This is a genomic window from Tardiphaga sp. 42S5, assembly GCF_034044155.1.
Lineage (GTDB): Bacteria > Pseudomonadota > Alphaproteobacteria > Rhizobiales > Xanthobacteraceae > Tardiphaga > Tardiphaga robiniae.
On the sequence record NZ_CP139027.1, the window covers coordinates 1,138,125 to 1,163,184 of the forward strand.

A 25,060-nucleotide genomic window follows, 5' to 3' on the forward strand; every position below is an offset into this window, starting at 1 on the left:
AACGGAGGACATCATGACGAAGGACATTCGAGACACCAAACGCAATCATATCTCGCGCCGCCATGTGCTGGCTGCGCTCGGCACCGGCGCGAGCGTCGTCGCCATGCCGTGGATCGCACGCGCGGCCGATGACACGATCCGCATCGGCTTTCCGACACCGCTGACCGGCCCGTTCGCGGCGGAAGCCAAGGATCAGGTTAAGAGCGCAGAGCTCGCCGTCAAGCAGTTCAACGACAAGGGCGGCGTCAACGGTCGCAAGATCGAGCTGCTGGTGCGCGATGACAAGCTCAATGGCGGCGAGGCGGCGACCCGCACGCTTGAGCTTATCGAAAAGGATAAAGTGCATGCGATCGTCGGATCGCTGTCCAGCGCGGTGCAGCTCGCGGTCAATGAAGTGACGCGTGCCCGCGGCGTGCTCTATGTCTCCATCAGCCAGTCCGACACCATCAATGAAGTGAAGGATTTCAGCAAATACACCTTCCATGAAGCGCTCAACCCGACCATGACCGCAGGTGCCGTGGCGCGCCATGCGTTCAAGAAGGGCACCAAGGTCGCGCATCTTGTGGCCGACTATGCCTATGGCCATGAAATGCTGCGCGGCTTCAAGCGTGCACAAGCCGTAATCGGCGCTGAGACCGTCGGCGAGATTATGCATCCGTTCGGTGCGGCCGATTACTCGACCTTCATGCCGCGTCTGCGCTCGATGCGTCCTGACATCCTGTGCATCAGCAATTTCGGCCGCGATCAGGCCAATTCCATCAAGCAGGCGGTGGATTTCGGCCTCAAGCAGCAGGCCAAGATCGTCGTGCCTGTGCTGCTGCATAATCAGCGGCTGGCGGTGAGCCCGGAAGTGTTCGAAGGGGTCGTTGGCGGCTCTAACTACTATTGGGGCCTTGAGAGCCAGTTGCCGAGCGCAAAGGCGTTCAACGACGCCTATCGCGCGGCCAATGGCGGCGCGATCCCGACCGACTACGGCGCCTATGGCTATACCGGCGTCTCGTCGCTGCTGCAGGCGATGCAGGTGGCTGGCGGTACCGACACCGACAAGGTGATCGCGGCGCTGGAAGGCCTGAAATACGATGTCGCCAAGGGCCCGCAATATTATCGCAAGTGCGATCACCAGTCGGTCCAGTCGGTTCTCGTGCTCGAGTCCAAGAAGAAGGCCGATATGAAGGGCGACAGCGATCTGTTCAGTATCGTGGCCAATGAGCCGGCTTCGGAAAACGTACTGCGCAGCTGCACTGAACTCGGCTTCCCGGCCTAACGAAAGCATTCGCCGTCTATGGATACAGAACTCATTCTGATGCAACTCTTCTCCGGAGTTGCCCTCGGTGCGATCCTCGTGATCACCGCGCTCGGCCTGTCGATCATTTTCGGCATGCTGGGTGTGGTGAACTTCGCGCATGGCGCGCTGTTCATGGTCGGCGCCTATGCCGGGCTTTGGGTCGCCTCATTGACCGGCAGTTTCTGGTGGGGGCTGCTCGTTGCCCCCATCATGATCGGCGTGTTCGGGATGGCGATCGAATATGTCCTGATACGCCCGCTTTACGGCCGTTCGATCGACGATCCGCTGCTGCTGACCTTCGGTCTCAGTTACGTGCTGGTCGAAGGTGTTCGCATTGTATTTGGCAGTGACGGCATTCCGTTTCCCACGCCGTCGTCACTGACCGGCGTGGTCGATCTCGGCGTCGGTTTCTTTCCGATCTATCGCATCTTCGTTGTCGGCGTCGTCTTCCTGGTCGTGGTGCTGCTGTGGATGGGGCTGGAGAAGACCAAATTCGGCCTGATCGTGCGCGCCGGTGCGCGCGATCCGACCATGATGAAGGTGCTCGGCGTCGATATCAGCAAGGTCTGGTTGCTGGTGTTCGGGCTCGGTGTTGGCCTCGCCTCGCTCGGCGGCGTGCTGTCCGGGCCGATGCGGTCAGTTAATCCGGAAATGGGCGCCTTGGTGCTGGCCGAAGCCTTCGTCGTGACTGTCATCGGCGGCCTCGGCTCGCTGGTCGGTTCGATCATCGCGGGTCTTCTGGTCGGCGTCGTGATCAGCATGACCGCGCTGTTCGCACCGGAAATGGCGACCATCGTGATGTTCGCGCTGATGGCCATTGTTCTTCTGATCCGGCCGCAAGGTCTGTTCGGCAAACTCGCGTAACGGAGCGGACCATGACATCCCCGGCGCTCGCCGTTTCCCCTTCTGCAAGCATGCGTAAGCCCGCACGCTTCAAATCGCTCGTGATCAAATATCGCGTCCCGCTCTCGATCCTCGCGCTCTGCCTGTTGCCCTGGCTGCTGCCGTCCAAGGCGCTGGCGGTGAACGTCCTGATCTACGGCACGGTCGCCGTCGGCTATAATCTGCTATTCGGCTATACTGGTTTGCTGTCGTTCGGCCATGCGGCCTTTGTCGGTACCGGGGCTTACGTCACCGGCATCGCCATCGGCCAGTTCGGTGTGCCCTGGTATCTCGCAGTGCTGATGGGCGTTATTGGCGGTGCGCTGCTGGCCTTCGTCATGGGCGCGCTATCGACGCGAACGCGCGGCATCTATTTCTCGATGGTCACGCTCGCTCTCGCGCAGCTGGTCTATTATGTGGCGCTCCAGACGCCGTCCTGGACAGGTGGCGAGAACGGACTGCGCGGCTTCACTGTCAACAAAATTAATCTGTTCGGCTTCGACATTAACTTCCTCGATCCGGTCAACAAATACTATGTGCTGATGGCGTTCGCCGCCGCGGCGCTGTGGCTGGTCTCGCGTATTCTCAATTCACCTTTCGGCGCCGCCATTGAGGCGATCCGCGAAAACGAGCGTCGTGCACGGACCTGCGGCTACAATGTCGAGCGCACCAAGCTGTTGTCGTTCACACTGTCAGGCACGATTTGCGCCCTCGGTGGCACCATGTCGGCACTGCATCTGTCCTTCGTGCCACTGGATTCGTTGCACTATCTGTCCTCCGGCATGATCGTGATGATGACTTTGCTGGGCGGCGCCAGCAGCTTCTTCGGCCCGTTCATCGGTGCATTGGTGTTCCTGGTGATGGAAGACGTGTTCTCGCTGTGGACGTCGCACTGGCAGATCATCGTCGGATCCATCTTCGTGCTGTTCGTGCTGTTTCTGCCCAAGGGCATCTGGGGCACATTTCTCACAAAGGTCATGCGATGAACGCGCCGCTTCTCGCCGTCAACGATATCGGAGTGAGGTTCGGCGGCTTCGTCGCGCTGCAAGGCGTGACGACGGAGTTCCGGCCGGGCCGCGTCACCTCCATCATCGGCCCCAACGGTGCCGGCAAGAGCACGTTCTTCAACGTGCTGTCCGGCGTACTGACACCGTCCAGCGGCTCGATCCGCTTCAAGGGCGACGATCTCAAAGGCACGAAGCAGCACGAATTCGTGCATCGCGGCATCGCGCGCTCCTATCAGATCACCAACATCTTTCCCGATCTGAGCGTCCACGAGAACGTTCGTGTCGCTGCGCAGGCCAGTCGCTCGCGCTACAATATCTGGACCAACCGGAACAAGTTCACGGAGCTGGATGCCAAAGCCGATGCGGCGCTGGAGGCTGTCGGTCTGGTCACCAAGCGCGACGAGACCGCGAAGTTTCTAGCCCATGGCCAGCAGCGTGCGTTGGAGATTGCCATCGCGCTGATCTCCAATCCGGAAGTGCTGTTGCTGGACGAGCCGACCGCGGGCATGGGTCCGGAAGAGACCAAGGAAATGGTGGCACTGCTCGAGAAGCTGGCGGCGGAGCGGACCATCCTCCTGGTTGAACACAAGATGAAGATGATCCTCGGCCTCAGCGACCGGATTCTGGTGCTGCACCATGGCCGGCTGATCGCTGATGGCACGCCGCACGACATTCAGACGGACCCCGAGGTTCGTCGCGTCTATCTGGGACAGAACGATGGCTATGCTTGAAACCAAAGACCTGAACGCCTGGTACGGCGCCAGCCATACGCTGCATGGGGTCTCGATCTCGGTGGCGCAGGGCGAAGTCGTCGCGCTGGTCGGCCGTAACGGCGCCGGCAAGACCACCACGATCCGTTCGGTCATGGGGTTGATGTCGAAAACCACGGGCGGCATGACATTCGACGGTAACGACCTGACGTCGATGCCCGCCCATGATCGTTTCAGGCTCGGCCTTGCCTATGTGCCCGAAGAGCGCCGGATCATTCCGGGACTCACGGTGCGCGAAAATCTCCAGCTTGGTCTCGTTGCCAGCCGCGGGAAGATCGACGAGCGCGAAGCCATCGAGGAAATCGCAGAGAGCTTCCCGCGCCTCAAGGAGCGCCTCGATCAGGAAGGCGTCACCATGTCCGGCGGCGAGCAGCAAATGCTCGCCATCGCCCGCGCCACCATCGCCAAACCCAAGATGGTCCTGCTGGACGAGCCGTCGGAAGGCATCATGCCGGTGCTGGTGGAGGAGATGGGCGTGCTGTTCCGCAAGCTGCGCGACCAAGGCGTCACGTTGCTGCTGGTCGAACAGAACGTGGAATGGGCGCTGCGTCTCGCCGACCGCGCGATCATCATGGATCAGGGCGAAGTCGTTTATGAGAGCAGCTCGGCGGCATTGCTCGCCGACAAGGAAATCCAGGAACGCTATTGTGCGGTGTAACGCGCAGGCTTGAAAGCAGGTCATTCCCATGCAGATGAGAGACAGCCAGACGGTCCCGGCCTCGCGCGACAAGGTCTGGGCGGCGCTCAACGATCCCGTTGTGCTGAAGCAGTGCATTCCGGGCTGTGAGGTACTGGACATGACCTCGCCGACCGAAATGACGGCGACGGTGGTGATCAAGGTTGGACCCGTGAAGGCGAAATTCGGCGGCAAGGTCACGCTGAGCGATCTTGATCCGCCGAACGGATACAGGATCACCGGTGAGGGCTCCGGCGGCGTTGCGGGCTTCGCTAAAGGCGGCGCGGCGATCAGGCTCGAGGCCACGAGTGACGACGAAACGATCCTGCACTATGAGGTCGACTCCCAGATCGGCGGCAAGCTGGCGCAGCTCGGTGGGCGTCTGATCGACTCCACCGCCAAGAAGCTGGCCGGCGAGTTCTTCACCAAATTCGGCGCAGTCGTTTCCGCAAGCTGAGTGTAACGCCCGCTATTGCACGACGAACTGGCTGCGCGCCTCGCGCACCTTTGCCACGATGTAGCGGCGGACTTCTCGGACTCGGCTGGTGTCATGCGTATCGGGATGTGACACGAGCCAATAGCTTCGCGTAAAGCGACTGGCTGGCAGAATGCGCTTCAACTCGGGATAAAGCTGCGCTGCATAATCGTGCAGGATGCCGACTCCGTGGCCCGCACGAACTGCTTCAAGCTGGCCGACCACGCTGCCGCATTCGAAGCGGCGGGTGATCAGTTCGCTGAAGGTCGATGCGTAGTCCAGCGCGCGGCTGTAGATGATATCGTAGATGTAGGTGATCAGCAGGTGATCGGCGAGATCGCCGGGCTCGCGGATCGGCGTCGACCGGGCCAGATAGTCCTCCGACGCATAGACGCTCAGCGTGTAGTCGGTGAGCTTGGTGCAGATCAGTTTCCCTTCGTCGGGGCGCTCCAACGTCACGACTATATCGGCCTCGCGCTTGGCAAGCGAAAAGGTGCGCGGCAGCGCCACGAGCTGGACGATGAGATCCGGATTGGCTGCGGCAAAGCCTCCCAGCTTATCTGCCAGAAAATAATTGCCGAGCCCGTCCGGTGCGCCAATCCGCACCGTGCCTGCCACCTTGTCGGCGGCCGATGTCAGCTGCGATCCCACCTTGAGCAGTTCGGATTCGGCGCGCTCTGCGGCGGCCAGAAGGGCAACCCCTGATGGCGTCAGCGACGAGCCCGTCGTCTGCCGGTTCAGGAGCTTTGTCTTGAGGTCTTTTTCCAGCGCAGTGAGCTGGCGCGCGACCGTCGCATGGTTGAGTTTCAGCCGCTTGGCGGCACCCAGAATCTGGCCGGTACGGGCGACTTCCAGGAAAATCCGAACTTTGTCCCAATCCATCGCCGGACTCTATTTGCTGCACATCGAAGCCGCAATACTTCGCGTTGTCCGGGCCGGGGAAGCGGCGCAAGACCGCCGGAGCATCAAAGGAGAGTTCGATGGCTTCGGAAATCAAGCACTATATCGGCGGACAGCAGGTGGCAGGTCGTAGCGGCCGGACTTCGCCGGTTTTCAACCCGGCCACCGGCGAGCAGACGGCTCAGGTGGGTCTTGCCAGCACGTCCGAAGTGGGCGCCGCGGTTGCTGCCGCAAGCGCGGCCGCCGAAAGCTGGGCCGATACGCCATCGCTGCGTCGTGCCCGTATTCTCAATAAATTCCTGCGCATCTGTGAAGACCGCATCGACGATCTCGCGGCGGTGATCACCTCGGAGCACGGCAAGACCCTGTCGGACGCCAAGGGCGAAATCCAGCGTGGCCTCGAAGTCGTCGAATTCGCCGTCGGTGCGCCGCAGTTGCTGAAGGGCGAAGTCAGCGAGAATGTTGGCACGCGTGTCGACAGCTACGGCGTACGTCAGGCGCTTGGTGTGGTCGCGGGCATCACGCCGTTCAACTTCCCGGTCATGGTGCCGATGTGGATGTTCCCGGTGGCGCTGGCTTGCGGCAACACCTTCGTGCTCAAGCCCTCCGAGCGTGATCCGTCGGCTTCTCTTCTGATTGCCGAATGGTTGGCCGAAGCCGGTCTGCCCGCCGGTGTGTTCAACGTCGTGCATGGCGACAAGGAAGCTGTCGATGCACTGCTGCACCATCCCGATGTCGCTGCGATCAGTTTCGTCGGATCGACGCCGATTGCCCGCTACATCTATTCGACCGCGACCAGCACCGGCAAGCGTTGCCAGGCTCTAGGCGGCGCCAAGAACCACATGGTTGTAATGCCGGACGCGGACATCGATCAGGCGGTCGATGCGCTGATGGGCGCCGCCTATGGCTCGGCCGGCGAACGCTGCATGGCGATTTCGGTCGCGGTGCCCGTCGGCGAGAAGACAGCGGATGCCTTGATCTCCAAGCTGGAGCCCAAGATCCGTGCGCTGAAGGTCGGTTCGGGCTTCAACGCCGAATCCGAAATGGGCCCACTGGTGACCCAGCAGCATCTCGACAAGGTGCGTGGCTATGTGGATTCCGGTGTCGAGCAGGGCGCCAAGCTGGTCGTCGATGGTCGAGACTTCCGGTCCAACGAAGGCGGCTATTTTATTGGTGGCTCGCTGTTCGATCAGGTGACCCCCGACATGAAGATCTACAAGGAAGAGATCTTCGGGCCGGTGCTCGCGGTGGTGCGGACACCCGACTATGCGACGGCGGCGCGCATGATCAACGACAACGAATACGGCAACGGCACGGCGATCTTCACGCAGAACGGCGACGTCGCGCGTGAATTCGCACATCGCATCCGCGTCGGCATGGTTGGTATCAACGTGCCGATCCCCGTGCCTGTGGCATTCCACTCCTTCGGTGGCTGGAAGGCTTCGCTGTTCGGTGACCATTCGATGCACGGGTCGGAAGGCGTACGCTTCTATACCCGCCTCAAGACCGTCACCAGTCGTTGGCCGACGAGCATTGCGCAGGGCCCGGAATTCGTGATGCCAACCATGAAGTAGGTCAGAGCGTGAGGCGCGCGATTAACGCGCGCCTCACAAGCCCGCCGGATTATTCCGCGGCCTTTAGGCCGCGACCGTCACACGCCAGATGACGTCGCCCACATCGTCGGCCACCAGCAATGCGCCGTCCGGGGTGAGCGTGACGCCGACGGGTCGTCCGTACGACACTTTCTCGTCGGGTGCGAGGAAGCCCGACAGGATATCCCGCGGCGGGCCGGACGGTTTGCCGTTCACGAACGGGATGAAGACGACCTTGTAGCCGCTGAGCGTGCTGCGATTCCACGACCCGTGCTGGCCGATGACCATGCCATCCGGAAATCCCGGCAGCGTGCCGGCCGGCAGCCAGCATAGTCCCAGCGATGCGGTGTGGCCGCCAAGCGCGTAATCGGGGGTGATCGCGGTGGCCACCAGCGCCGGATCCTGAGGCACGCGGTCATCCACCGTCTTGCCCCAGTAGCAATACGGCCAGCCATAGAAGCCGCCGTCGCGCACCGAGGTCAGATAGTCCGGCGGCGTCTCGTCGCCGAGACCGTCGCGCTCATTGACCACGGTCCATAGCGCGCCTGTCGTCGGCTCCCAAGCGAGGCCGACGGGGTTGCGCAAGCCGGCACCGAAGATGCGGCTCTTGCCACTGGCGATATCGAATTCATAGACAGCCGCGCGGCCTTCTTCGACCTCCATGCCGCTCTCGGCGATATTGCTCAGCGAGCCGACGCCGATATAGAGCTTGCTGCCATCCGGGCTCGGCAGGATGCTTCGCGTCCAGTGGCCGCCAGACTTGAAATTGGTGAGTTTCTTGCCCGGCGCGGTGATGCTGTCTGCGCCCGCCACATAAGGGAAGGCCACCACGCCATCGACATTGCCGACATAGAACGTGTCGTTCAGCAGCGCCATGCCAAACGGCTGGTTCAGTCCCTCCATGAAGGTCTGGCTGGTCTCGGCGACGCCATCGCCATCCCGGTCGCGCAGCAGCGTGATGCGGTTCGCGCTGACGCCGAGCGCGGCGGCCCGCCGCATCGTTGCCTGCATCGCATAGCCGAACATATTACGCACCGGGCCCGCGACCTGCGTCGCTTCGGCAATGAGGACGTCCCCATTGGGCAGCACATTGATCCAGCGCGGGTGCTTCAGGCCGGTGGCAAAGGCATTGACCTTGAGTCCGGGCGCGACCACGGGCTTCTGTCCCGCGGCCCAACCCTGGGCGGTCGGCATCTTCAATGTGGGGATGGCGCCTTGCGGCTTCGCCTCTGGCACCACCGGCGCGCTGCCCCAGGCGGGCGCGTGTGTATTGCCCTGCAGGCGGCGCCACTGCAGCGCCGCGCCGCCGATGACCGCCACGACGCGCGCAAAAACTCCAGACAAACTCATGTCATTCCCCCATGTAAGTGCGTGCACACTATCCGACACGCGCGCGCGTTAAAACCGCCGCGTGACGGCGTGCCGGGCATGCGAGCCCGTCATTCATGGGGGATCGGCGCCATGACGATCGGGGCGGTGCCGGCGGCTATGGCGCCGCGATGGCTTTGTTGATGCAGTCCGCAAGTTCGTCAACTTCAAACGGCTTGTTGAGGACGCAGGGCGTGTTGCCCAGCCGCTGACGCACCTTTTGCTCGGAATTGGCCGTGATGAAGATGATCGGCGTCTGGTTCTTGTCCGAACGCATGCGCTCATAGAGATCGATGCCGGTGAGGCCGGGCATTTCCACGTCGGTCACCACGCATGACGTAGTGAGCACCGACCGCGATGTCAGAAACGCTTCGGCGGATTCGAAGCTGAGGACGACAAAGCCCAGCGATCGCAGCAGGCTTTCAAGCGCGCGGCGAACCGACGAGGAATCGTCGATGATGGCAATGGCATGTTCAGAGTTCAACGCAATCTCCACACGGCGGCTTTGACAGCGACCCCAGTGTTGAGCCGTTTCGCCTAGAATACTGTCAAATAACGCCGTGCAGCGAAATCATACTGAGGTTTATCGGGAGGTACCCGGGGCTGGTTTCATGCCGATGGCCTCGGCCATGCGCACCAGGGAGGCGAAGGACTTTGCATCCATCTTCTTCATCATCTTGCCGCGGTGGATCTTAACCGTAATTTCGCTGAGATTCAGCTTTGCGGCGATCTGCTTGTTCAGCAATCCTGCGGTGGCCAGCTCCATGACCTCGCGCTCGCGTGCGCTCAATGTGCCGAAGCGCGCCTTGATATCGGCCAGTCCATCGCGCTCCTGCCGGGCCTTGCGGTCGCGCTCCACGGCGCCCGCGACGGCATCGAGCATTTCCTGATCGCGAAACGGCTTGGCGAGAAAATCGACGGCTCCGGCCTTCATGGCGCGCACCGTCATCGGCACATCGGCATGGCCGGTCATGAAGACGATGGGCGTATTGCCGCCGAGATCGGCCAGGCGCTTCTGAAAATCGAGGCCGCTGACGATCGGAAGTCGGATATCGAGGACAAGGCAGCTGGCCCTGGTGAGAATGTCGCTCTCGAGAAGCTCGACCGCCGAGGAGGCGAAGCTGACTTCATATCCGACCGAGCGCAGCAGACTGCCAACCGCAGTGCGGATGGCGGCTTCGTCGTCCACGACGACGACCAAAGGTGCTTCTGCGTCGTTAGGCAAGGTTGCCGGATCCTTCTGCGGTGGCCGTCGGTATCACGAAATGAAAGGTGGTTCCACCACTCTCGTTTCGTTCCGCCCAGATGCGCCCGTGATGCGACTCGATGATGGAGCGGGAGATCGACAGGCCGATGCCCATCCCCTCGGCCTTTGTTGTGAAGAACGGCGCGAACAGGCGTTGCATATGGTCGTCCGGGATACCTGATCCTGAATCGCGCACCGAGACCAGAATTCCCCGCGTAGCGTCGAATGCCGACCACACCTTCAGCTCTTTCGTCGCACTCGCCTTCATGGCGTGGACGGCGTTGTTGACGAGATTCATCAGCACCTGCTGAAGCTGCACCTCGTCGCCGGCGATGGTGGGCAGATCGGGTGTCAGGTCGAGGACTGCTGAAATCTGGTGCTGTGCCAGATCGCGCTGAACCATCGCCAGTACCTGCGTGACGATGGCGTTGACGTCGACCGGGCCGCGCGCCAACTCGCCCTTCACGGCGAGCGACCTCAGCCGGTGAATGATGTAGCCGGCCCTCCGGCCCTCCTGCACGACTTCCTTGAGACAGGCCGTGGTCTCGCCGAGATCGGGCCGCTCCCGCGACAGCCAGCGCAAGGCCGCCTCTGCATTGGTCACCACGGCGGCAAGTGGCTGATTGACCTCGTGGCCGATCGATGCCGTCAGGGCACCCAAGGTCGCGATGCGCGACACGCGGGTGAGTTCTGCGATGCTCTGCTGGAGTGCTTGCTCGGCTGCGATCTTGGCGGTGACATCGAGCGAATTGATCAGGACGGAGCGAGACCGATCGGTGGGGAAAGTTGCCGTGACGATGGTAGTGCGCAACTCGCCGTTGACGGCACGGATGGCCGCTTCAATCGTGAATGAGCTTTCTCCCGCAAGAAATGCGAGCAGGATTTCGCGAAAGGCGACCAAAGTCTCCGGCTCAAGTGCCGCATCCCAGGACTGCTGAACGTTCTTCCGGCCCAGATCGCCGATCAATTGCTTTGCGGCGTCATTCGCGTCGAGGGTCCGCACCAGAAACAGGCAATGCTTGAGGAAGCCCTCATTGGCGATGAGATAGTCGCGAAGTCGGGGCAGGCCTTGTTGGAGGATCGGCGCGCAGGCATTGGCCGCTTCCGTGAAGTCCTGCTCCCAGATGGCAACACTCGTGCCCTGAAAGATGTTGCGATAGCGCTCTTCGCTCCGCCGAAGCCTTGCGTCCGACATCCTGATCTGGACGCAGAGCACGGCGGCGATGGCAATGGCGAGCGCGCTGACGGCGCCGCGCAGCATTGCTCCCTCATTGGGGTCGTTCGCGTGGCCGATCAGATAGCCGAGGATTGTCAGGCCGATGCAACCGAGGGCGATCAGGATGATGCCCATGACATTGGTGAAACGGAGCGCCATCAGTAGCACGACGATATAAAGCGCCGCGACAGCGATCTCGAATGTGCTGAAGGCGTCGAACGCGAAAATACCAGCGGCAAGGATAGCTGTCGCAATGGCCATGGGCAGCTGTGAGGGTCGGTGCACCCGATCAGAATTGGTCATTTGGGCCGCAAAATAGGAAGCAGGGCATGCGTCCTGCAGGGAATGGTGAAGTCGTCCGAAGTCGGTGGCATCTCGCCCGGGATAAACCTTGGTATAGGGCGGGATTACCTTCGTTTCTTGAATCTCTATCCTCGTAGAATGGTTAGCGCGGCCGGAATCTCTCATCCTTGGATCGTCGAAGTCATCGCGATGTCGATGGCATTCACCACCCAAAGGAGACCGATATGCTGCTCGATTCACAGTCCCAGAATTCTGAATCGTTTGCCGGTATATTGTCTGACGCAAGTTCTACGACGGTCGCTCAGCTCCTGCTAGATGCACGGCAGGCGATTGGATCGGATGTCGGTGCGGCTCTTCGCTGCATCAGGCAGGCTGCATCGCTGCTCGAGGCGCCCTCCCAACCGTCGCCCGTCAGCCCCGCGAGGGGCGGCCTCGCACGCTGGCAGGCGGAGCGGATCAAGCGCCACATTGATTCAAATCTGGATGAGGCGATCCAAGTATCGGATCTCGCGAGTCTCGCTCGCCTGAGTTGCGGTTACTTCTCGAATGCGTTCAAGACTACGTTCGGCCAGTCTCCCCATGCCTATATCGTCTCCCGCCGTCTGACGCGTGCGATGGAGCTAATGACATCCAGCAGCAAGTCGCTCTGCGAGATCGCCATCGATTGTGGCTTCTCCGATCAGGCCCATATGTGCCGCCAGTTTCGCCGCGCGACAGGGGCCAGCCCCAACGCCTGGCGCCGCGACAACATGATGATGTCCGCACTCGCAACACAGCAGTGATGCTCCTCCGGGAGTATCCAGAAGCGGGTCACGGACGCTTGCACGATCGTTCCCGCCTTTGACGAATAGTTCGCATCGACGCTCCACCCGAAGATATCTCGCTACCCCAACCACTATGAAAGGATCGCTCAAATGTCTGCACGCAACACGATGATGAAATCGGCCCGGCGGTGGCTCTTGGTGCCCGCATCCGTAGCTTTCGTGATGTTGACCTCCATGGCGGAGAGCTCGGCGGCATCCGACAAGGCCTATCGCTGGATCGGAGATCCGCGGCTCTCCACCGACATCAGCGCAGCCCGCCGTGTACAGCAGCGACGTGTCAATGCTCCCGCCCGCGTGACTGCCCCTTCCATTGCTCCGCCGGCGCGGCCGATGGATTCCTATGCGAGTGCGCCGACAAGCTATGGCTACGGCATCGGCGACAACTCCCGAAACCAGACGTGGTGAAGCGAGGCGCCCAGCCAGGCCCGGTCGATCCTCGAAGCATGGTGGTCCGTGCACCCCGGGTTGCAGAAATGCCCGGTGGTCCCGCGGCTCTGAATGGATAGGTTCCTCCTCGAATATGGTTCAGCGACGTTTCGGGGCCTTCCGACGAGCCTGAGACATCGCTGCATCGATGCAAGAGGAAGAATGACGATGTCGTCACAGGTTAAAGTCGCTGCGGTTCATGCTGCGCCGGTATTTCTCGATCGCGCGGCTACCACGGCAAAGGCGATTTCGATCATTCGCGAGGCTGCGGCCGCGGGTGCGCAGCTGATCGCATTTCCTGAAACTTATATCCCGGCGTTTCCGGTCTGGGCGGCACTATGGGCGCCAATCGAGAATCACGATCTGTTCGTGGCGATGGCCGAACAGTCGGTCTCGATTGCAGGTCCGGAAATGGCCGCCTTGCGCAACGAGGCGCGGGCGCTTGGCGTGACCGTCTCGATGGGCATCAGCGAGAGCTCGCCGGTCAGCGTCGGCCTGATCTGGAACAGTAATATTATGATCGGGCCCGACGGCAGCATTCTCAATCATCACCGCAAGCTGGTGCCGACCTTCTATGAGAAGCTGGTCTGGGCTGCCGGCGATGGCGCGGGCCTCCGTGTCGCCGATACGCCCGTGGGCCGTGTCGGCAATCTCATCTGTGGCGAGAATACTAATCCGCTGGCACGCTATACGCTGATGGCGCAGGCCGAGCAGATCCACATTTCGAGCTGGCCGCCGATGTGGCCGACGCGTAAGCCGAGCAGCGGCGGTAATTTCAACAATGTCGCCGCCAACCGCATTCGTGCCAGCGCGCATTCCTTCGAGGCCAAGGCCTTCGGCATCGTCACCGCCGGTTATATGGACAAGGCAATGCGCGACTTCCTGATCGCGCGGGATCCCGATGTGGTCGATGTGATCGATCGCACGCAGCGCGCGGCCAGCTTCTTCGTCGATCCCACCGGCGAAGTGCTCGGCGACATGCTGCAGGACGAGGAGGGCATCGCCTATGCCGAATTCGACCTGCGCCGCTGCATCGAGCCGAAGCAGTTCCACGACGTGGTCGGCTATTACAATCGTTTCGACGTGTTCGATCTCACCATCAATCGCAAGCGTCTCGTGCCGGCGACCTTCGTCGACAAGATCGACGACGAAGAGGTCACGTTTGAGCCGGCCGAACGCGCGGTTTAGCGCTTCGACTGGTTCAGAACCGCATGCGGCATCATCACATGGATGCCCTTGTCGAGATTGACCAGCTGGGTGACGCGGACATCGGCCGCAAGACTGCAGAGCATATAGGCATCGTCGGGCGTCAGCGTTGTGCGTGCGACAATCATGCTAACCATCCGGCGGAGCGCGATACGCGCGGCTTCGTCGAGATCGGGATCGAAGGCCATCGAGATGAGGTGATCCTTCGTCTCGGCATAAGGTGCCTCCAACTGCGTATTCTTGACGAGATCGATCTTGAACGTACCGGTGAGGCCGGTTTCGACGGCGGTCACACAGACTTCGCCATCGCCCTGCACGGCGTGCCCGTCGCCGCATGAGAACAAGGCGCCTTCGGCCCAGACAGGAAGATAGAGGACGCAGCCTGCGCCGAGCTCCTTGTTGTCGATATTGCCACCAAAATGCGAGGGCATGGTCGTGCTGACCCGGCCAACCGCGGGTTTCGGCGCGGTGCCCATCACGCCGAAGAACGGCTGCGCCTTTAGCGTGATGCCCCATGGCGTCTTCACCACGCCATTGGCCCGATCAAGTCCGATATGGACGCGGCGGAAATAGTCGAAGTCGTCGGGCAGCGTGCCCATGCCGGGCTTGAAGAGCGTATAGCCCCAGTCATCCGCGAGCTGGACATCAAGGATCTCGACACGCAATGCGTCACCCGGTTGGGCGCCGCGCACGGCGACAGGCCCGGTGAGGATATGCGGCCCGAGTTCTGGCGTGACCGCATCCAGGATGGCGACAAGTTCGGGGCGGATGGTCATGCCCGCTTCTGTCGGGAGGTTCTCGCGTGTGCCACTTACGCTCGTGATCGTGACCGTCTCGCCGGGATCGATGGTCGCGATTGGCTTCAGCGCGGCGTCGAAATAGCCCCAATGCACGGTGGCGGGTGTCGGCTGAATGGTCTGCGTCATCGATGGCCCCTGATTCCTCGTCTTGCCCGCACACCATACCGGCCAGATTGCCTTTTGCAGCGCAAAATATCCTTCCGTACAGGGGCCGGATGCCTTATTGGCAGGCCTCAATCCCTGTCCCGTGAGCCCGTAGTCCCCCATGATCCGCCTCGACAACATCAGCAAGCAGAACGGTCATCAGATCGTCTTCATCGAAGCCGCCGGCGCTCTGCTGAAGGGTGAGAAGATCGGTCTGGTCGGCCCCAACGGTTCCGGCAAGACGACCCTGTTCCGCATGATCACCGGCCGTGAATTGCCCGACGAGGGCCAGGTGGTGGTCGAGCGCGGCGTCACCATCGGCTATTTCAGCCAGGATGTCGGCGAAATGTCCGGCTATAGCGCGGTCGCCGAGGTGATGGAGGGTGCCGGCCCGGTGAGCGTGGTCGCCACCGAGCTCAAGGAACTGGAGACGGCCATGGCCGATCCGGACCAGGCCGACAATATGGACACGATCATCGAGCGTTACGGCGAGGCGCAGGCCCGCTTCGAGGAACTCGATGGTTATGCGCTGGAAGGCCGGGCTCGCGAAGTGCTCGCCGGTCTGTCCTTTACGCAGGAAATGATGGACGGCGATGTCGGCAAACTGTCCGGCGGCTGGAAGATGCGCGTGGCGCTGGCGCGCATTCTGCTGATGCGCCCCGATGTGATGTTGCTCGACGAACCGTCGAACCATCTGGACCTTGAAAGCCTGATCTGGCTCGAAGGCTTCCTCAAGGGCTACGAGGGCGCGCTGCTCATGACCTCGCATGACCGCGAATTCATGAACCGCATCGTCACCAAGATCATGGAGATCGATGCGGGCTCGCTGACGTCCTATTCCGGCGATTACGAATTCTACGAAGCACAGCGCGCGATGAACGAGAAGCAGCAGCAGGCGCAGTTCGAGCGCCAGCAGGCGATGCTGGCCAAGGAAATCAAGTTCATCGAGCGCTTCAAGGCGCGCGCCTCGCATGCCGCGCAGGTGCAGAGCCGCGTCAAGAAGCTCGACAAGATCGAGCGCGTCGAGCCGCCGAAGCGCCGCGAGGTCGTATCATTCGACTTCCTGCCGGCGCCGCGCTCGGGCGAAGACGTCGTCAGCCTGAAGAACATCCACAAGGCCTATGGCAGCCGTACCATCTATGAAGGGCTGGATTTCTCGGTGCGTCGCAAGGAACGCTGGGCCGTCATGGGCATCAACGGCGCCGGCAAGTCGACGCTGTTGAAGCTCGTCACCGGCGCGGCCGAGCCTGACAACGGCAACGTCACCATCGGCGGCAGCGTCAAGCTCGGTTACTTCGCGCAGCATGCGATGGATCTGCTCGATGGCGAGCGCACGATCTTCCAGAATCTCGAAGACTCATTCCCGCAGGCGGGCCAGGGCACGCTGCGCGCACTCGCCGGCTGCTTCGGCTTCTCCGGTGACGATGTCGAGAAGCGCTGCCGCGTGCTCTCGGGCGGCGAGAAGGCGCGTCTCGTGATGGCCAAGATGCTGTTCGATCCGCCGAATTTCCTGGTGCTCGACGAGCCGACCAACCATCTGGACATGGCCACCAAGGAAATGCTGATCAAGGCGCTCGCCGATTACGAAGGCACCATGCTGTTCGTGTCCCATGACCGCCACTTCCTCGCGGCGTTGTCGAACCGCGTGCTTGAGCTGACCCCGGACGGCATCCAGCAATATGGCGGCGGCTATACTGAATATGTCGAACGCACCGGCCAGGAAGCGCCGGGGCTGCATCCGAATTAGGAGCTATCCGGCGAGCGCCGACACTGACACGCCGCGTTTGACCACGCTGCGCATCGCGAAGCTTGAATGCAGCCGCGCCACGCCGGGCATCCGCGAGAGGTGCTGCTTGTGGATGCGCTCATAGTCTTCCATGTCGCGCGCCTGTACATGGACGAGATAGTCGTCATTGCCCGACATCAGGTAGCACGACACGACATCCGGGCATTTGGCGATCTCGCGCTCGAAGGCTGACAACGCATCCTCGCTCTGCTTGTCGAGCGTGATGTGGACGTGCACCGTCATCATGTAACCGAGCTCGGACGCGTCGATTTCGGCGGCATAGCCCTTGATGACACCCTTCTTTTCCAGGGCCGTGAGACGCCGGGTACAGGCGGTGGGTGACAGGCCGACTTTCTCCGCCAGTGCCATCTGGCTGATCCGGGCATCCCGGACCACCTCGCGAAGGATCTTCCGGTCGGTCGAATCGAGGTCGCTTGCCATGGTTCTCGCCAAAGTTTTGCAGAATTTCTCTACAAGGACGTAAATTTACGCCGATAATCACCGTTTATGACCGTAACAGCGGCCGGAATCGCCGTAAAGCGCCATGCGGAAGGTGAGATACTGCCGTTGCGATCATTCGTGGCGGGGGATGTGATGCTGGCACCTTGGACAGGCGGAACGGGCACGCGGCACGCGAGTGCGGTGCTGACCATCGATCTCGAAGCCATCTCACGCAACTACCGGCTATTGGCCGAGCGGGTCGGCCCCGGCGTCACCTGTGCCGGCGTGGTCAAGGCCGATGCCTATGGACTTGGTGCCGATCGTGTCGCGCCGGCACTCTATCGGGCCGGCTGCCGCACCTTCTTCGTCGCGCATCTCGACGAGGGGTTGGACCTGCAGACGCATCTGCCCGACGACGTTGTGGTCTATGTCTTGAATGGTCTGCCCTCAGGCGGCGAGCGTGACTGCGCGGAAGCCGGCATTGTTCCGGTGCTCAATTCGCGCGAACAGCTTGAGGCCTGGTCCGATCAGGCGCGGCAACGCGGCCGGATTCTGCCAGCGGTCGTTCAGGTCGATAGCGGGATGTCGCGGTTGGGGATGTCGCCACGCGAAATCGCCGACCTCGCCGGCAACGACACCTCCGTTCTCGATATCCAGGTGATGATGAGTCATCTCGCTTGCGCCGATACGCCGGAGCATCCGGCCAATGCGCATCAGCTTGCGGCGTTTCAGACGCTTGCGAAGCGCTTCCCCGCCGCGCGGAAATCTCTCGCCAATTCATCGGGCATTTTCCTTGGGCGCAACTATCATCACGATCTCGTTCGCCCTGGCGCGGCGCTCTACGGTCTCAATCCCAATCCCGCGCAATGCAATCCGATGCTGCCGGTGGTGCGGCTCACCGCGCAGGTGATCCAGACCCGTGAGATCGAGGCCGATGCGCATGTCGGCTATGGCTGGAATTTCCGCGCGACGCAGCCGACACGGCTGGCGACACTGGCCGTTGGCTACGCCGACGGTTTGCAGCGCGCCTTCGGCAATGGCGGCGCGGTCTATTTCCGCGGGCAGCGGCTGGCGGTTGCCGGGCGCGTCTCGATGGACTCGCTGACCGTCGATCTCGGCGATCTGCCGCCCGGCATGTTGGCACGGGGCTCGCAAGTGGAGATCATCGGTGGGCATCAGTCGCTCGATGCGCTGGCCGCAACCGCGGGCACGATTGGCTACGAAATGCTGACCTCGCTGGGTCAGCGCTATGAGAGAATTTACTCGGATGAGATCGATGTGCGGTGGACCGCCCGGTCTGGAGGCACGGTGCGATGAAGGTTCTGGTTCTTGGCGCGGGCGTGATCGGCGTTACCACGTCCTATTATCTGGCCAAGGCAGGCCACGAGGTGACGGTGATCGACCGTCAGCCCGGCGCCGCACTGGAAACCTCGTTCGGCAATGCCGGCGAAGTCTCGCCCGGCTACGCATCTCCCTGGGCCGGCCCTGGTGTGCCGAAGAAGGCGCTCGGTTGGATCATGGACAAATACGGTCCGCTGGTGGTGCGGCCACAGGCCGATCCGCACCAGTGGCGCTGGATGCTGCAGATGCTGCGCAACTGCACGAGCGCGCGCTATGCGCTGAACAAGTCGCGCATGGTCGGCATTGCGGAATACAGCCGCGATTGCCTGCGTGCACTGCGCGCGGAGACCGGCATCACCTATGACGATCGCAGCCAGGGCACGCTGCAACTGTTCCGCAAGCAGTCGCAGCTCGATGCCACGGGCGGCGATATCGACGTGCTCAAGCAATATGGCGTGCCCTATGAAGTGCTCGATCGCGCCGGCTGCGTGAAATACGAACCGGGCCTCGCCGGCGTGCAGGATCTGTTCGTCGGTGGCCTGCGTCTGCCCGAGGACGAAACCGGCGACTGCCATCTGTTCACCCAGCGGCTGGAAAAGATCGCGGCCGGACTCGGCGTCAAGTTCATCTACGAGACGACCATCAAGTCGGTGGATGTGACGGGTGGCCGCGTGGCGCAGATCACGACCGACAAGGGTGTCTTCGCCGCAGATAGTTACGTGATGGCGCTTGGCAGCTTCTCACCGCTGCTGCTGCGCCCGCTGGGCATCGATGCGCCGGTCTATCCGGTGAAGGGCTATTCGCTCACGGTGCCGATCACCGATGAGAGCGTTGCGCCGCAATCGACCATCATGGACGAAAGCTACAAAGTGGCCATCACGCGCCTTGGTGACCGCATCCGCGTCGGCGGCACCGCTGAAGTCGGCAATTATCACCCGGTGCCGACCGCCCCGCGCCGTATGCCGCTCGACAAGTCGGTGACCGATTTGTTTCCGACCGCTGGCGATCTGTCGCGCTCGACCTTCTGGAGCGGCTTGCGACCGATGACGCCGGATGGCCCGCCTATCGTCGGCCCGACGCATCTAGGCAATCTGCATCTCAATACGGGCCATGGCACGCTCGGCTGGACCATGGCTTGCGGCACCGCCCGGGTGTTGTCTGACCAGATCTCCGGCAAGGCCCCGGAGCTTGATGTGAAGGATCTGGCGATCAGTCGCTATCGCTGAGGTTGTCGTTCTTTCTTAACCTTCCCCCGCATTGCGGGGAGAGATCGCCGCGTCCTCGCGGCGGGTGAGGGGCCGTCTCGGACGAAGCCTCAATCACCACCTTTCGGACCAACCTTCTCCCTGCCTAGCGAAGCTTCGCTTCACGCAAAGCGAGGAGAAGGGGCGATAGTTGCGACGGCGAAGCCAAACGGCCGCATGCGTGCCATGCTTCCGCTCACGCCCATTTACATCCCCACCATTTCCGTTTTCAGTTGCTGAAAATAATTGGGGGAAACATGAGCGGTCAAACTGCGGCATCCGTTGCGGATGTCGACTACATTATCGTCGGTGCCGGCTCTGCCGGTTGCGTGCTGGCCAATCGTCTGTCGGCGTCCGGCAAATATTCGGTACTGTTGCTGGAGGCCGGCCCGAAAGATCACAATATCTGGATTCACGTGCCGCTCGGCTACGGCAAGCTGTTCAAGGAGAAGTCCGTCAACTGGATGTATCAGACCGAGCCCGAACCGGGGCTCGACGGTCGTTCCGTATTTCAACCGCGCGGCAAAGTGCTCGGTGGCTCCAGCTCCATCAACGGACTGTTGTATGTGCGCGGTCAGCATGAGGATTACGATCGCTGGCGCCAGCTCGGCAATACCGGCTGGGGCTATGATGATGTGCTGCCCTATTTCAAGAAGGCGGAAAATCAGACGCGTGGGCCGAGCCAGTATCACGGCGTCGGTGGCCCGCTGCCGGTGTCGGATTCACGGTGCCCCGATCCGCTGTCGGAAGCTTTCATTGCTGCAGCTGCCGAGACGGGCATTCCGGTGAATAACGACTTCAACGGCGCGACGCAGGAAGGCGCCGGCTGGTTCCAGACCACCACGAAAGGTGGCCGCCGCGCCTCGACAGCGCGGGCTTATCTGCGCCCGGCATTGAAGCAGGGCAATGTCCGCGTCGAGACCGAAGCACTGGCGCAACGCATCCTGTTCGAAGGCAAGCGTGCGGTGGGCATCGAGTTCAAGCAGCACGGCGTGGTGCGCAAGGCGCGCGCGGCTAAGGAAGTGCTGGTGTCGAGCGGGGCCTATAATTCACCGCAACTGCTGCAACTCTCCGGCGTCGGTCCCGCCGATCTGCTCAAGGAACACGGCATCGAGGTCCTCCTCGATGCCCCGGGCGTGGGCAGCGATCTGCAGGATCACATGCAAGTCCGCATGGTGATGGAATGCCCGCAAAAGATCACGCTCAATGACTTCGTCAATCATCCCGTTCGCCGGGCGATGATGGGTCTGCAGTATGCGGCGTTCCGCACCGGTCCGTTGACCTATGCTGCCGGCACGACCGGGGCTTTCTTCAAGACCGATCCGCGCATGGCGTCGCCGGATATCCAGATCCACTTCCTGCCGTTCTCCACCGACAAGATGGGCGAGAAACTGCATCCGTTCTCCGGCTTCTCCGCCTCGGTCTGCCAGTTGCGCCCGGAAAGCCGGGGTTCGCTGCGCATCAAGAGTGCGGATCCTTCGGTGCCGCCGGCCATCCGCATCAATTATTTGGCCACGGAGACGGATCGCACGGCGAATGTCGAAGGTCTCAAGATCCTGCGCAAGATGCTCAACGCGCCGGCGATGAAGCCCTTCGTGACCAAGGAGGTCGAGCCTGGTCCAGGCACGGTGACCGACGAGCAATGGCTCGCTTATTGCCGCCAGCGCGGCAGCACCGTCTATCACCCGACCTCGACATGCCGCATGGGCAACGATGCGAAGGCGGTGGTCGATCAGCGGCTGCGCGTGCGTGGGCTGGAAGGCCTGCGCGTGATCGATGCATCCATCATGCCGGACCTGATGTCAGGTAACACCAACGCGCCGGTGATCATGATCGCCGAGAAGGCGTCGGATATGATTCTGGAGGATGCGCGTTAGCTCCAGTTGCGAGCTCCAGCACTACAGTTCGTCGGACATCCGATAGGCGGCTGTCTGGCCGCGGAACTGGCCGGGCGTCATGTTGGTCGCCCGGCGGAAGGCGCGGGTAAAATTGGCTTGAGATGAAAAGCCCGCGGTATAGGCGACATCGACGATTGGTCGATACAGATCCGCTAGCATTTGTTTCGCCAGTGTCAGCCGCCGTTCGCTGACGAACTGATGCGGTGTGAGACCGGTTCGGACCTTGAACACCCGCGCGAAATGCGCCGGGCTGAGACAGGCCGTGCGGGCCATATCGGCGACCGCGAATTCGCGCGAGATGTTGGCGTCAACGAATTCGATTACCCGCGCCAGCCGCCGTTGATCCAATGGCTTGTCGGATGACGGTGGCGGCTTCAGCGGAAGCGCGTTCGCCGCATATTTGTGAACGAGATGTGCGGACAATGCACTGCTGAGTGTTTCAATCAGCAGTCGGCCGGCGGAGGTCTCGGTATTCAGCTCCTGCAGGATCAGCTCGGCGACCTGTTCGATGAATGGATCATGATCGACGCTCTCATAGCGCAAGGTCATACGTGATGGATCGATTTCCAGATCCTGCAGAAGCGTGTCCTCAAAGGGCTGGCCGGGAAGATAGATGTGCAGGCAGTCCGCGACCGGTTCGGAGACGTTGATATATTCTTCGCGAATGCCGGCGGGGCAGAGCCAGATGGTGCCGCGATGGCCCGACGTTCGTTGCCGCATACCGCCGCCCTGACGCTCCACGACCGAGTTGCCGCGCAGGAACATGGCAATCTCGGTATCTCGTGGCAGCACCGAGGGTAGATCGCCGGCCCGATGGCTCCAGCGCTCCGCGAGCAGATGGGGCCAATTCCGGTCCTGAGACCCATCGATGAGATGTCCGGTGACATACTTTTCCGCGCCGTGGCCTGCAATCGTCATAGCCAACCCCCACTCGCTGAAATGATCGCCGCTTAACATTCAATTCCTGTGCCATGGGCGCGGGGCGGAACCCGCCGCGTGGTCAGCAGGATTTGCAAACAGAACAGCAGGCTCGGAAAAGCCAACAGTCCGTCAGCTCAGCATGCTCGGCATCAACCCAGATCGGTAGCCAGCGGAGGCCAGCTTGACCCAGATAACCGTAATTGGTGCATGCCCCCATGATTGCCCCGACACCTGCTCCATGATCACGACGGTCGAAGATGGCCGCGCCGTGTCCGTGCGGGGCAATCCGGATCACCCGTTCACGCAAGGTCGGCTCTGCGTGAAGGTCAACGATTATCAGGAGCGCGTCTATAGCGACCAGCGCATTCTCTATCCGATGCGGCGCTCGGGGCCGAAGGGCAATGGCCAGTTTACGCGCATCTCATGGGATGACGCGCTGTCCGAGATCGCCGGCAAATGGAAGACGATCATCGCCGAGGACGGCGCCAAGGCGATCCTGCCGTGCAGCTATCTTGGCACCCAGGGCATCATCAACGGCCTCAATGTCGGCGATCCCCTGTTCAACAAGCTCGGCGCCACGGTGGCCGAACGTACGTTCTGCGATTCCGGCGCCTGTACTGCCTATCTGATGACGATAGGCCATACGCCGGGTACCGATCCGGAGAGCTTCGTCCACTCCAAATACATTATCCTCTGGGCCTGCAACACGCTCAGCACCAACTCGCATCACTGGCCTTATATCAAGCAGGCGATGAAGAACGGTGCCAAGCTTGTGGTCATCGATCCCGTACGGACGCGGACCGCGCAGCAGGCGGACTGGCACATCGCTATAAGGCCGGGGACAGACGCGGCGCTGGCGCTGGGCCTCATCCACGTCATCACCACCGAGGGACTGATCGATCGCGATTACGTCGACAACTATTCGATCGGCTATGACGAGCTGGCCGAACGTGCCGCGATCTACACGCCCGACTACGTGTCTGGAATCACGGGGATCGTGGCCGACGACATCCGCACGCTGGCGCGTGAATATGCCACCACGCCGCCCGCGGTAATCCGCATCGGCGTCGCCGTCGAGCGACATGCCGGCGGAGGCCAGACCGTGCGCGCGATCTCATGTCTGCCCGCGCTGATCGGTGCCTGGCGTCACGTCGGCGGCGGTCTGCTGCAGCTGCCGATCTGGGCGTTTCCGGTGAAATGGGACGTGCTGATGCGCCCGGACCTACAGGGAGAGGATCTGCGCATCGTGAATCTGTGGCAACTCGGCCCGGTGCTCACCGGCGAGCTTGGTTTCGATCCACCGATCAAGTCGCTGTTCGTCTACAATGCCAATCCGATGGCCATGGTCACAGAGCAGGGCAAGATCGAGGCTGGCCTGGCGCGTGAGGATCTGTTTACCGTCGTCAGCGAACACTTCATGACCGACACCGCGCGCTTTGCCGATATCGTGTTGCCGGCGACGACGCAGCTCGAACAGAAGGATCTAATGTTCTCGTGGGGGCATCTTTATCTGTCCTACAACAACCAGGCGATCGAACCCCTCGGCGAAGCCGTATCGAACACCGAGCTGTTTCGCAGGCTCGCCGCCGCCATGGGCATCGACGATCCGTCGTTCTTCCGCAGCGATGACGAGATGATTGCGGATTCGATGGACTGGACCAGTCCCGTGCTGGAAAACATCACCCTCGAGCAATTGAAGCAAACCGGCTATGCGCGCTTGAAAGTCGAGGGATCCGATACTTACGCGCCACATCGCGAAGGCAATTTTTTCACGCCGTCAGGCAAATGCGAATTCAAATCCTCGATCGCCGCCGGCGGCAATTTCGTCGTGCCGCTGTTCCGGCAGGGCTATGGTGGCCAACAGTCCGGCGAGCCGGTCGATCCATTGCCGTCCTATATTCCACCACGAGAATCGCCGCAGACCAATCCCGAGCTGGCGAAGAGATATCCGCTCAGCCTGATCTCGCCGAAGAGCCACGCATTCTTGAATTCCAATTTCGGCAATATGCCGAAGCAGCTCCATCATGCCGGCGAGCAGGCCGTACTGCTGCATCCCGACGATGCTGCAGTACGTGGCATCGAAGCGGGCACGCCGATCCGTGTCTATAACGATCGCGGCTCGTTCGAGGCGCTCGTCACCATCTCGGCGGATGTGAAGCCCGGCGTGGTGGTGGCACCGAGCGGCTATTGGCAACGCTCGACCCGCAAGAGTGCAACGGTGCATGCGCTGACTTCGCCGGCGATGGCCGATCTCGGACGGGCGCCGACCTTCTCCGACATCCTGGTGCAGGTATCGACGGCGTAAGAAG

General features: G+C 61.7%; 23 protein-coding genes. 15 read left to right on the forward strand and 8 right to left on the reverse strand.

All coding sequences use genetic code 11. From position 1 onward, the window contains the following. Window positions 1-13 precede the first annotated feature (13 nt). From SFY93_RS05360 to SFY93_RS05385, 6 genes are read left to right on the forward strand one after another with little or no spacing between them, the layout of a single operon-like run. Window positions 14-1,264, forward strand: coding sequence for an ABC transporter substrate-binding protein (locus tag SFY93_RS05360; protein WP_089266640.1), 1,251 nt, complete (start codon window positions 14-16; stop codon window positions 1,262-1,264). A gap of 18 nt (window positions 1,265-1,282) precedes the next feature. After that, on the forward strand, window positions 1,283-2,149 hold the full coding sequence (locus SFY93_RS05365; protein WP_089266642.1) for a branched-chain amino acid ABC transporter permease: 867 nt from the start codon (window positions 1,283-1,285) through the stop codon (window positions 2,147-2,149). 50 nt (window positions 2,150-2,199) lie between these two features. Then, entirely contained in the window at window positions 2,200-3,153 is a 954-nt protein-coding gene (locus SFY93_RS05370; protein ID WP_320447700.1) for a branched-chain amino acid ABC transporter permease, read from the forward strand. Further along, a complete protein-coding gene (locus SFY93_RS05375; RefSeq protein ID WP_175369530.1) occupies window positions 3,150-3,905 on the forward strand; it encodes an ABC transporter ATP-binding protein in 756 nt (251 codons plus the stop codon). The genes SFY93_RS05370 and SFY93_RS05375 overlap by 4 nt, the downstream gene beginning before the upstream one ends. After that, entirely contained in the window at window positions 3,898-4,602 is a 705-nt protein-coding gene (locus SFY93_RS05380) for an ABC transporter ATP-binding protein (RefSeq protein WP_320447701.1), read from the forward strand. The genes SFY93_RS05375 and SFY93_RS05380 overlap by 8 nt, the downstream gene beginning before the upstream one ends. A 28-nt stretch (window positions 4,603-4,630) precedes the next feature. Beyond that, window positions 4,631-5,077, forward strand: a complete 447-nt coding sequence (locus SFY93_RS05385) for an SRPBCC family protein (protein ID WP_320446309.1) — start codon at window positions 4,631-4,633, stop codon at window positions 5,075-5,077. 12 nt (window positions 5,078-5,089) lie between these two features. Here the strand turns inward: SFY93_RS05385 and SFY93_RS05390 are convergent, their stop codons facing one another. Beyond that, a complete protein-coding gene (locus tag SFY93_RS05390) occupies window positions 5,090-5,977 on the reverse strand; it encodes a LysR family transcriptional regulator (protein ID WP_309940952.1) in 888 nt (295 codons plus the stop codon). A gap of 98 nt (window positions 5,978-6,075) precedes the next feature. Here SFY93_RS05390 and SFY93_RS05395 point away from each other — a divergent pair, with 98 nt between their 5' ends. Further along, complete coding sequence (locus tag SFY93_RS05395; protein WP_320446310.1) at window positions 6,076-7,569, forward strand: CoA-acylating methylmalonate-semialdehyde dehydrogenase; 1,494 nt, start codon at window positions 6,076-6,078, stop codon at window positions 7,567-7,569. Between the two features lie 63 nt (window positions 7,570-7,632). On the opposite strand, the gene SFY93_RS05400 is transcribed toward SFY93_RS05395, so the two are convergent. The 4 genes from SFY93_RS05400 to SFY93_RS05415 form a co-directional block, all read right to left on the reverse strand. Beyond that, window positions 7,633-8,937 (reverse strand): PQQ-dependent sugar dehydrogenase, encoded by a 1,305-nt coding sequence (locus tag SFY93_RS05400; RefSeq protein WP_320446311.1) that lies wholly within the window; start codon window positions 8,935-8,937, stop codon window positions 7,633-7,635. Window positions 8,938-9,073: 136 nt separating this feature from the next. After that, window positions 9,074-9,439 (reverse strand): response regulator transcription factor, encoded by a 366-nt coding sequence (locus SFY93_RS05405; RefSeq protein ID WP_320446312.1) that lies wholly within the window; start codon window positions 9,437-9,439, stop codon window positions 9,074-9,076. 99 nt (window positions 9,440-9,538) lie between these two features. After that, the gene (locus SFY93_RS05410; RefSeq protein WP_231078458.1) at window positions 9,539-10,180 is read right to left on the reverse strand and encodes a response regulator transcription factor; all 642 of its coding nucleotides are present in this window, start codon (window positions 10,178-10,180) and stop codon (window positions 9,539-9,541) included. Then, window positions 10,173-12,005, reverse strand: a complete 1,833-nt coding sequence (locus SFY93_RS05415; RefSeq protein WP_320446313.1) for a sensor histidine kinase — start codon at window positions 12,003-12,005, stop codon at window positions 10,173-10,175. Before SFY93_RS05415 ends, SFY93_RS05410 begins: the two co-directional genes overlap by 8 nt. Between SFY93_RS05415 and SFY93_RS05420 the strand changes: the two genes are divergently transcribed. From SFY93_RS05420 to SFY93_RS05430, 3 genes are all read left to right on the forward strand, one after another. Continuing rightward, entirely contained in the window at window positions 11,993-12,502 is a 510-nt protein-coding gene (locus tag SFY93_RS05420) for a helix-turn-helix domain-containing protein (RefSeq protein WP_320446314.1), read from the forward strand. The two genes, SFY93_RS05415 and SFY93_RS05420, sit on opposite strands and share 13 nt — an antisense overlap. A gap of 132 nt (window positions 12,503-12,634) precedes the next feature. Further along, complete coding sequence (locus SFY93_RS05425) at window positions 12,635-12,949, forward strand: hypothetical protein (RefSeq protein WP_320446315.1); 315 nt, start codon at window positions 12,635-12,637, stop codon at window positions 12,947-12,949. Window positions 12,950-13,138: 189 nt separating this feature from the next. Beyond that, window positions 13,139-14,158: a carbon-nitrogen hydrolase family protein gene (locus SFY93_RS05430; protein ID WP_320446316.1), complete on the forward strand. Its 1,020-nt coding sequence runs from the start codon at window positions 13,139-13,141 to the stop codon at window positions 14,156-14,158. On the opposite strand, the gene SFY93_RS05435 is transcribed toward SFY93_RS05430, so the two are convergent. Then, a complete protein-coding gene (locus tag SFY93_RS05435; RefSeq protein WP_320446317.1) occupies window positions 14,155-15,102 on the reverse strand; it encodes an acetamidase/formamidase family protein in 948 nt (315 codons plus the stop codon). The two genes, SFY93_RS05430 and SFY93_RS05435, sit on opposite strands and share 4 nt — an antisense overlap. 139 nt (window positions 15,103-15,241) lie before the next feature. Here SFY93_RS05435 and SFY93_RS05440 point away from each other — a divergent pair, with 139 nt between their 5' ends. Next, on the forward strand, window positions 15,242-16,867 hold the full coding sequence (locus tag SFY93_RS05440) for an ABC-F family ATP-binding cassette domain-containing protein (RefSeq protein ID WP_320446318.1): 1,626 nt from the start codon (window positions 15,242-15,244) through the stop codon (window positions 16,865-16,867). 3 nt (window positions 16,868-16,870) lie between these two features. Here the strand turns inward: SFY93_RS05440 and SFY93_RS05445 are convergent, their stop codons facing one another. Continuing rightward, entirely contained in the window at window positions 16,871-17,347 is a 477-nt protein-coding gene (locus SFY93_RS05445) for an Lrp/AsnC family transcriptional regulator (RefSeq protein ID WP_320446319.1), read from the reverse strand. A gap of 153 nt (window positions 17,348-17,500) precedes the next feature. Between SFY93_RS05445 and alr the strand changes: the two genes are divergently transcribed. The 3 genes from alr (at window position 17,501) to SFY93_RS05460 (ending at window position 21,809) form a co-directional block, all read left to right on the forward strand. Further along, on the forward strand, window positions 17,501-18,664 hold the full coding sequence (alr, locus tag SFY93_RS05450) for an alanine racemase (RefSeq protein ID WP_320446320.1): 1,164 nt from the start codon (window positions 17,501-17,503) through the stop codon (window positions 18,662-18,664). Continuing rightward, window positions 18,661-19,914 (forward strand): D-amino acid dehydrogenase, encoded by a 1,254-nt coding sequence (locus SFY93_RS05455; RefSeq protein WP_320446321.1) that lies wholly within the window; start codon window positions 18,661-18,663, stop codon window positions 19,912-19,914. The genes alr and SFY93_RS05455 overlap by 4 nt, the downstream gene beginning before the upstream one ends. Before the next feature lie 275 nt (window positions 19,915-20,189). Beyond that, window positions 20,190-21,809: a GMC family oxidoreductase gene (locus SFY93_RS05460; protein ID WP_320446322.1), complete on the forward strand. Its 1,620-nt coding sequence runs from the start codon at window positions 20,190-20,192 to the stop codon at window positions 21,807-21,809. Window positions 21,810-21,830: 21 nt separating this feature from the next. Here SFY93_RS05460 and SFY93_RS05465 read toward each other — a convergent pair whose 3' ends face one another. After that, entirely contained in the window at window positions 21,831-22,748 is a 918-nt protein-coding gene (locus tag SFY93_RS05465; RefSeq protein WP_231078444.1) for a helix-turn-helix domain-containing protein, read from the reverse strand. A 184-nt stretch (window positions 22,749-22,932) separates the two neighbouring features. Here SFY93_RS05465 and SFY93_RS05470 point away from each other — a divergent pair, with 184 nt between their 5' ends. After that, window positions 22,933-25,056, forward strand: a complete 2,124-nt coding sequence (locus tag SFY93_RS05470) for a molybdopterin-containing oxidoreductase family protein (protein WP_320446323.1) — start codon at window positions 22,933-22,935, stop codon at window positions 25,054-25,056. Window positions 25,057-25,060: the final 4 nt, after the last annotated feature.

Bases quoted from the DNA above. Each gene is read 5' to 3' on its own strand.
- SFY93_RS05360 (WP_089266640.1), top strand. From the start codon at position 14: ATGACGAAGGACATTCGAGACACCAAACGCAATCATATCTCGCGCCGC.
- SFY93_RS05365 (WP_089266642.1), top strand. From the start codon at position 1,283: ATGGATACAGAACTCATTCTGATGCAACTCTTCTCCGGAGTTGCCCTC.
- SFY93_RS05370 (WP_320447700.1), top strand. From the start codon at position 2,200: ATGCGTAAGCCCGCACGCTTCAAATCGCTCGTGATCAAATATCGCGTC.
- SFY93_RS05375 (WP_175369530.1), top strand. From the start codon at position 3,150: ATGAACGCGCCGCTTCTCGCCGTCAACGATATCGGAGTGAGGTTCGGC.
- SFY93_RS05380 (WP_320447701.1), top strand. From the start codon at position 3,898: ATGCTTGAAACCAAAGACCTGAACGCCTGGTACGGCGCCAGCCATACG.
- SFY93_RS05385 (WP_320446309.1), top strand. From the start codon at position 4,631: ATGCAGATGAGAGACAGCCAGACGGTCCCGGCCTCGCGCGACAAGGTC.
- SFY93_RS05390 (WP_309940952.1), bottom strand. From the start codon at position 5,977: ATGGATTGGGACAAAGTTCGGATTTTCCTGGAAGTCGCCCGTACCGGC.
- SFY93_RS05395 (WP_320446310.1), top strand. From the start codon at position 6,076: ATGGCTTCGGAAATCAAGCACTATATCGGCGGACAGCAGGTGGCAGGT.
- SFY93_RS05400 (WP_320446311.1), bottom strand. From the start codon at position 8,937: ATGAGTTTGTCTGGAGTTTTTGCGCGCGTCGTGGCGGTCATCGGCGGC.
- SFY93_RS05425 (WP_320446315.1), top strand. From the start codon at position 12,635: ATGTCTGCACGCAACACGATGATGAAATCGGCCCGGCGGTGGCTCTTG.
- SFY93_RS05430 (WP_320446316.1), top strand. From the start codon at position 13,139: ATGTCGTCACAGGTTAAAGTCGCTGCGGTTCATGCTGCGCCGGTATTT.
- SFY93_RS05435 (WP_320446317.1), bottom strand. From the start codon at position 15,102: ATGACGCAGACCATTCAGCCGACACCCGCCACCGTGCATTGGGGCTAT.
- SFY93_RS05440 (WP_320446318.1), top strand. From the start codon at position 15,242: ATGATCCGCCTCGACAACATCAGCAAGCAGAACGGTCATCAGATCGTC.
- SFY93_RS05445 (WP_320446319.1), bottom strand. From the start codon at position 17,347: ATGGCAAGCGACCTCGATTCGACCGACCGGAAGATCCTTCGCGAGGTG.
- alr (WP_320446320.1), top strand. From the start codon at position 17,501: ATGCTGGCACCTTGGACAGGCGGAACGGGCACGCGGCACGCGAGTGCG.
- SFY93_RS05455 (WP_320446321.1), top strand. From the start codon at position 18,661: ATGAAGGTTCTGGTTCTTGGCGCGGGCGTGATCGGCGTTACCACGTCC.
- SFY93_RS05460 (WP_320446322.1), top strand. From the start codon at position 20,190: ATGAGCGGTCAAACTGCGGCATCCGTTGCGGATGTCGACTACATTATC.
- SFY93_RS05465 (WP_231078444.1), bottom strand. From the start codon at position 22,748: ATGACGATTGCAGGCCACGGCGCGGAAAAGTATGTCACCGGACATCTC.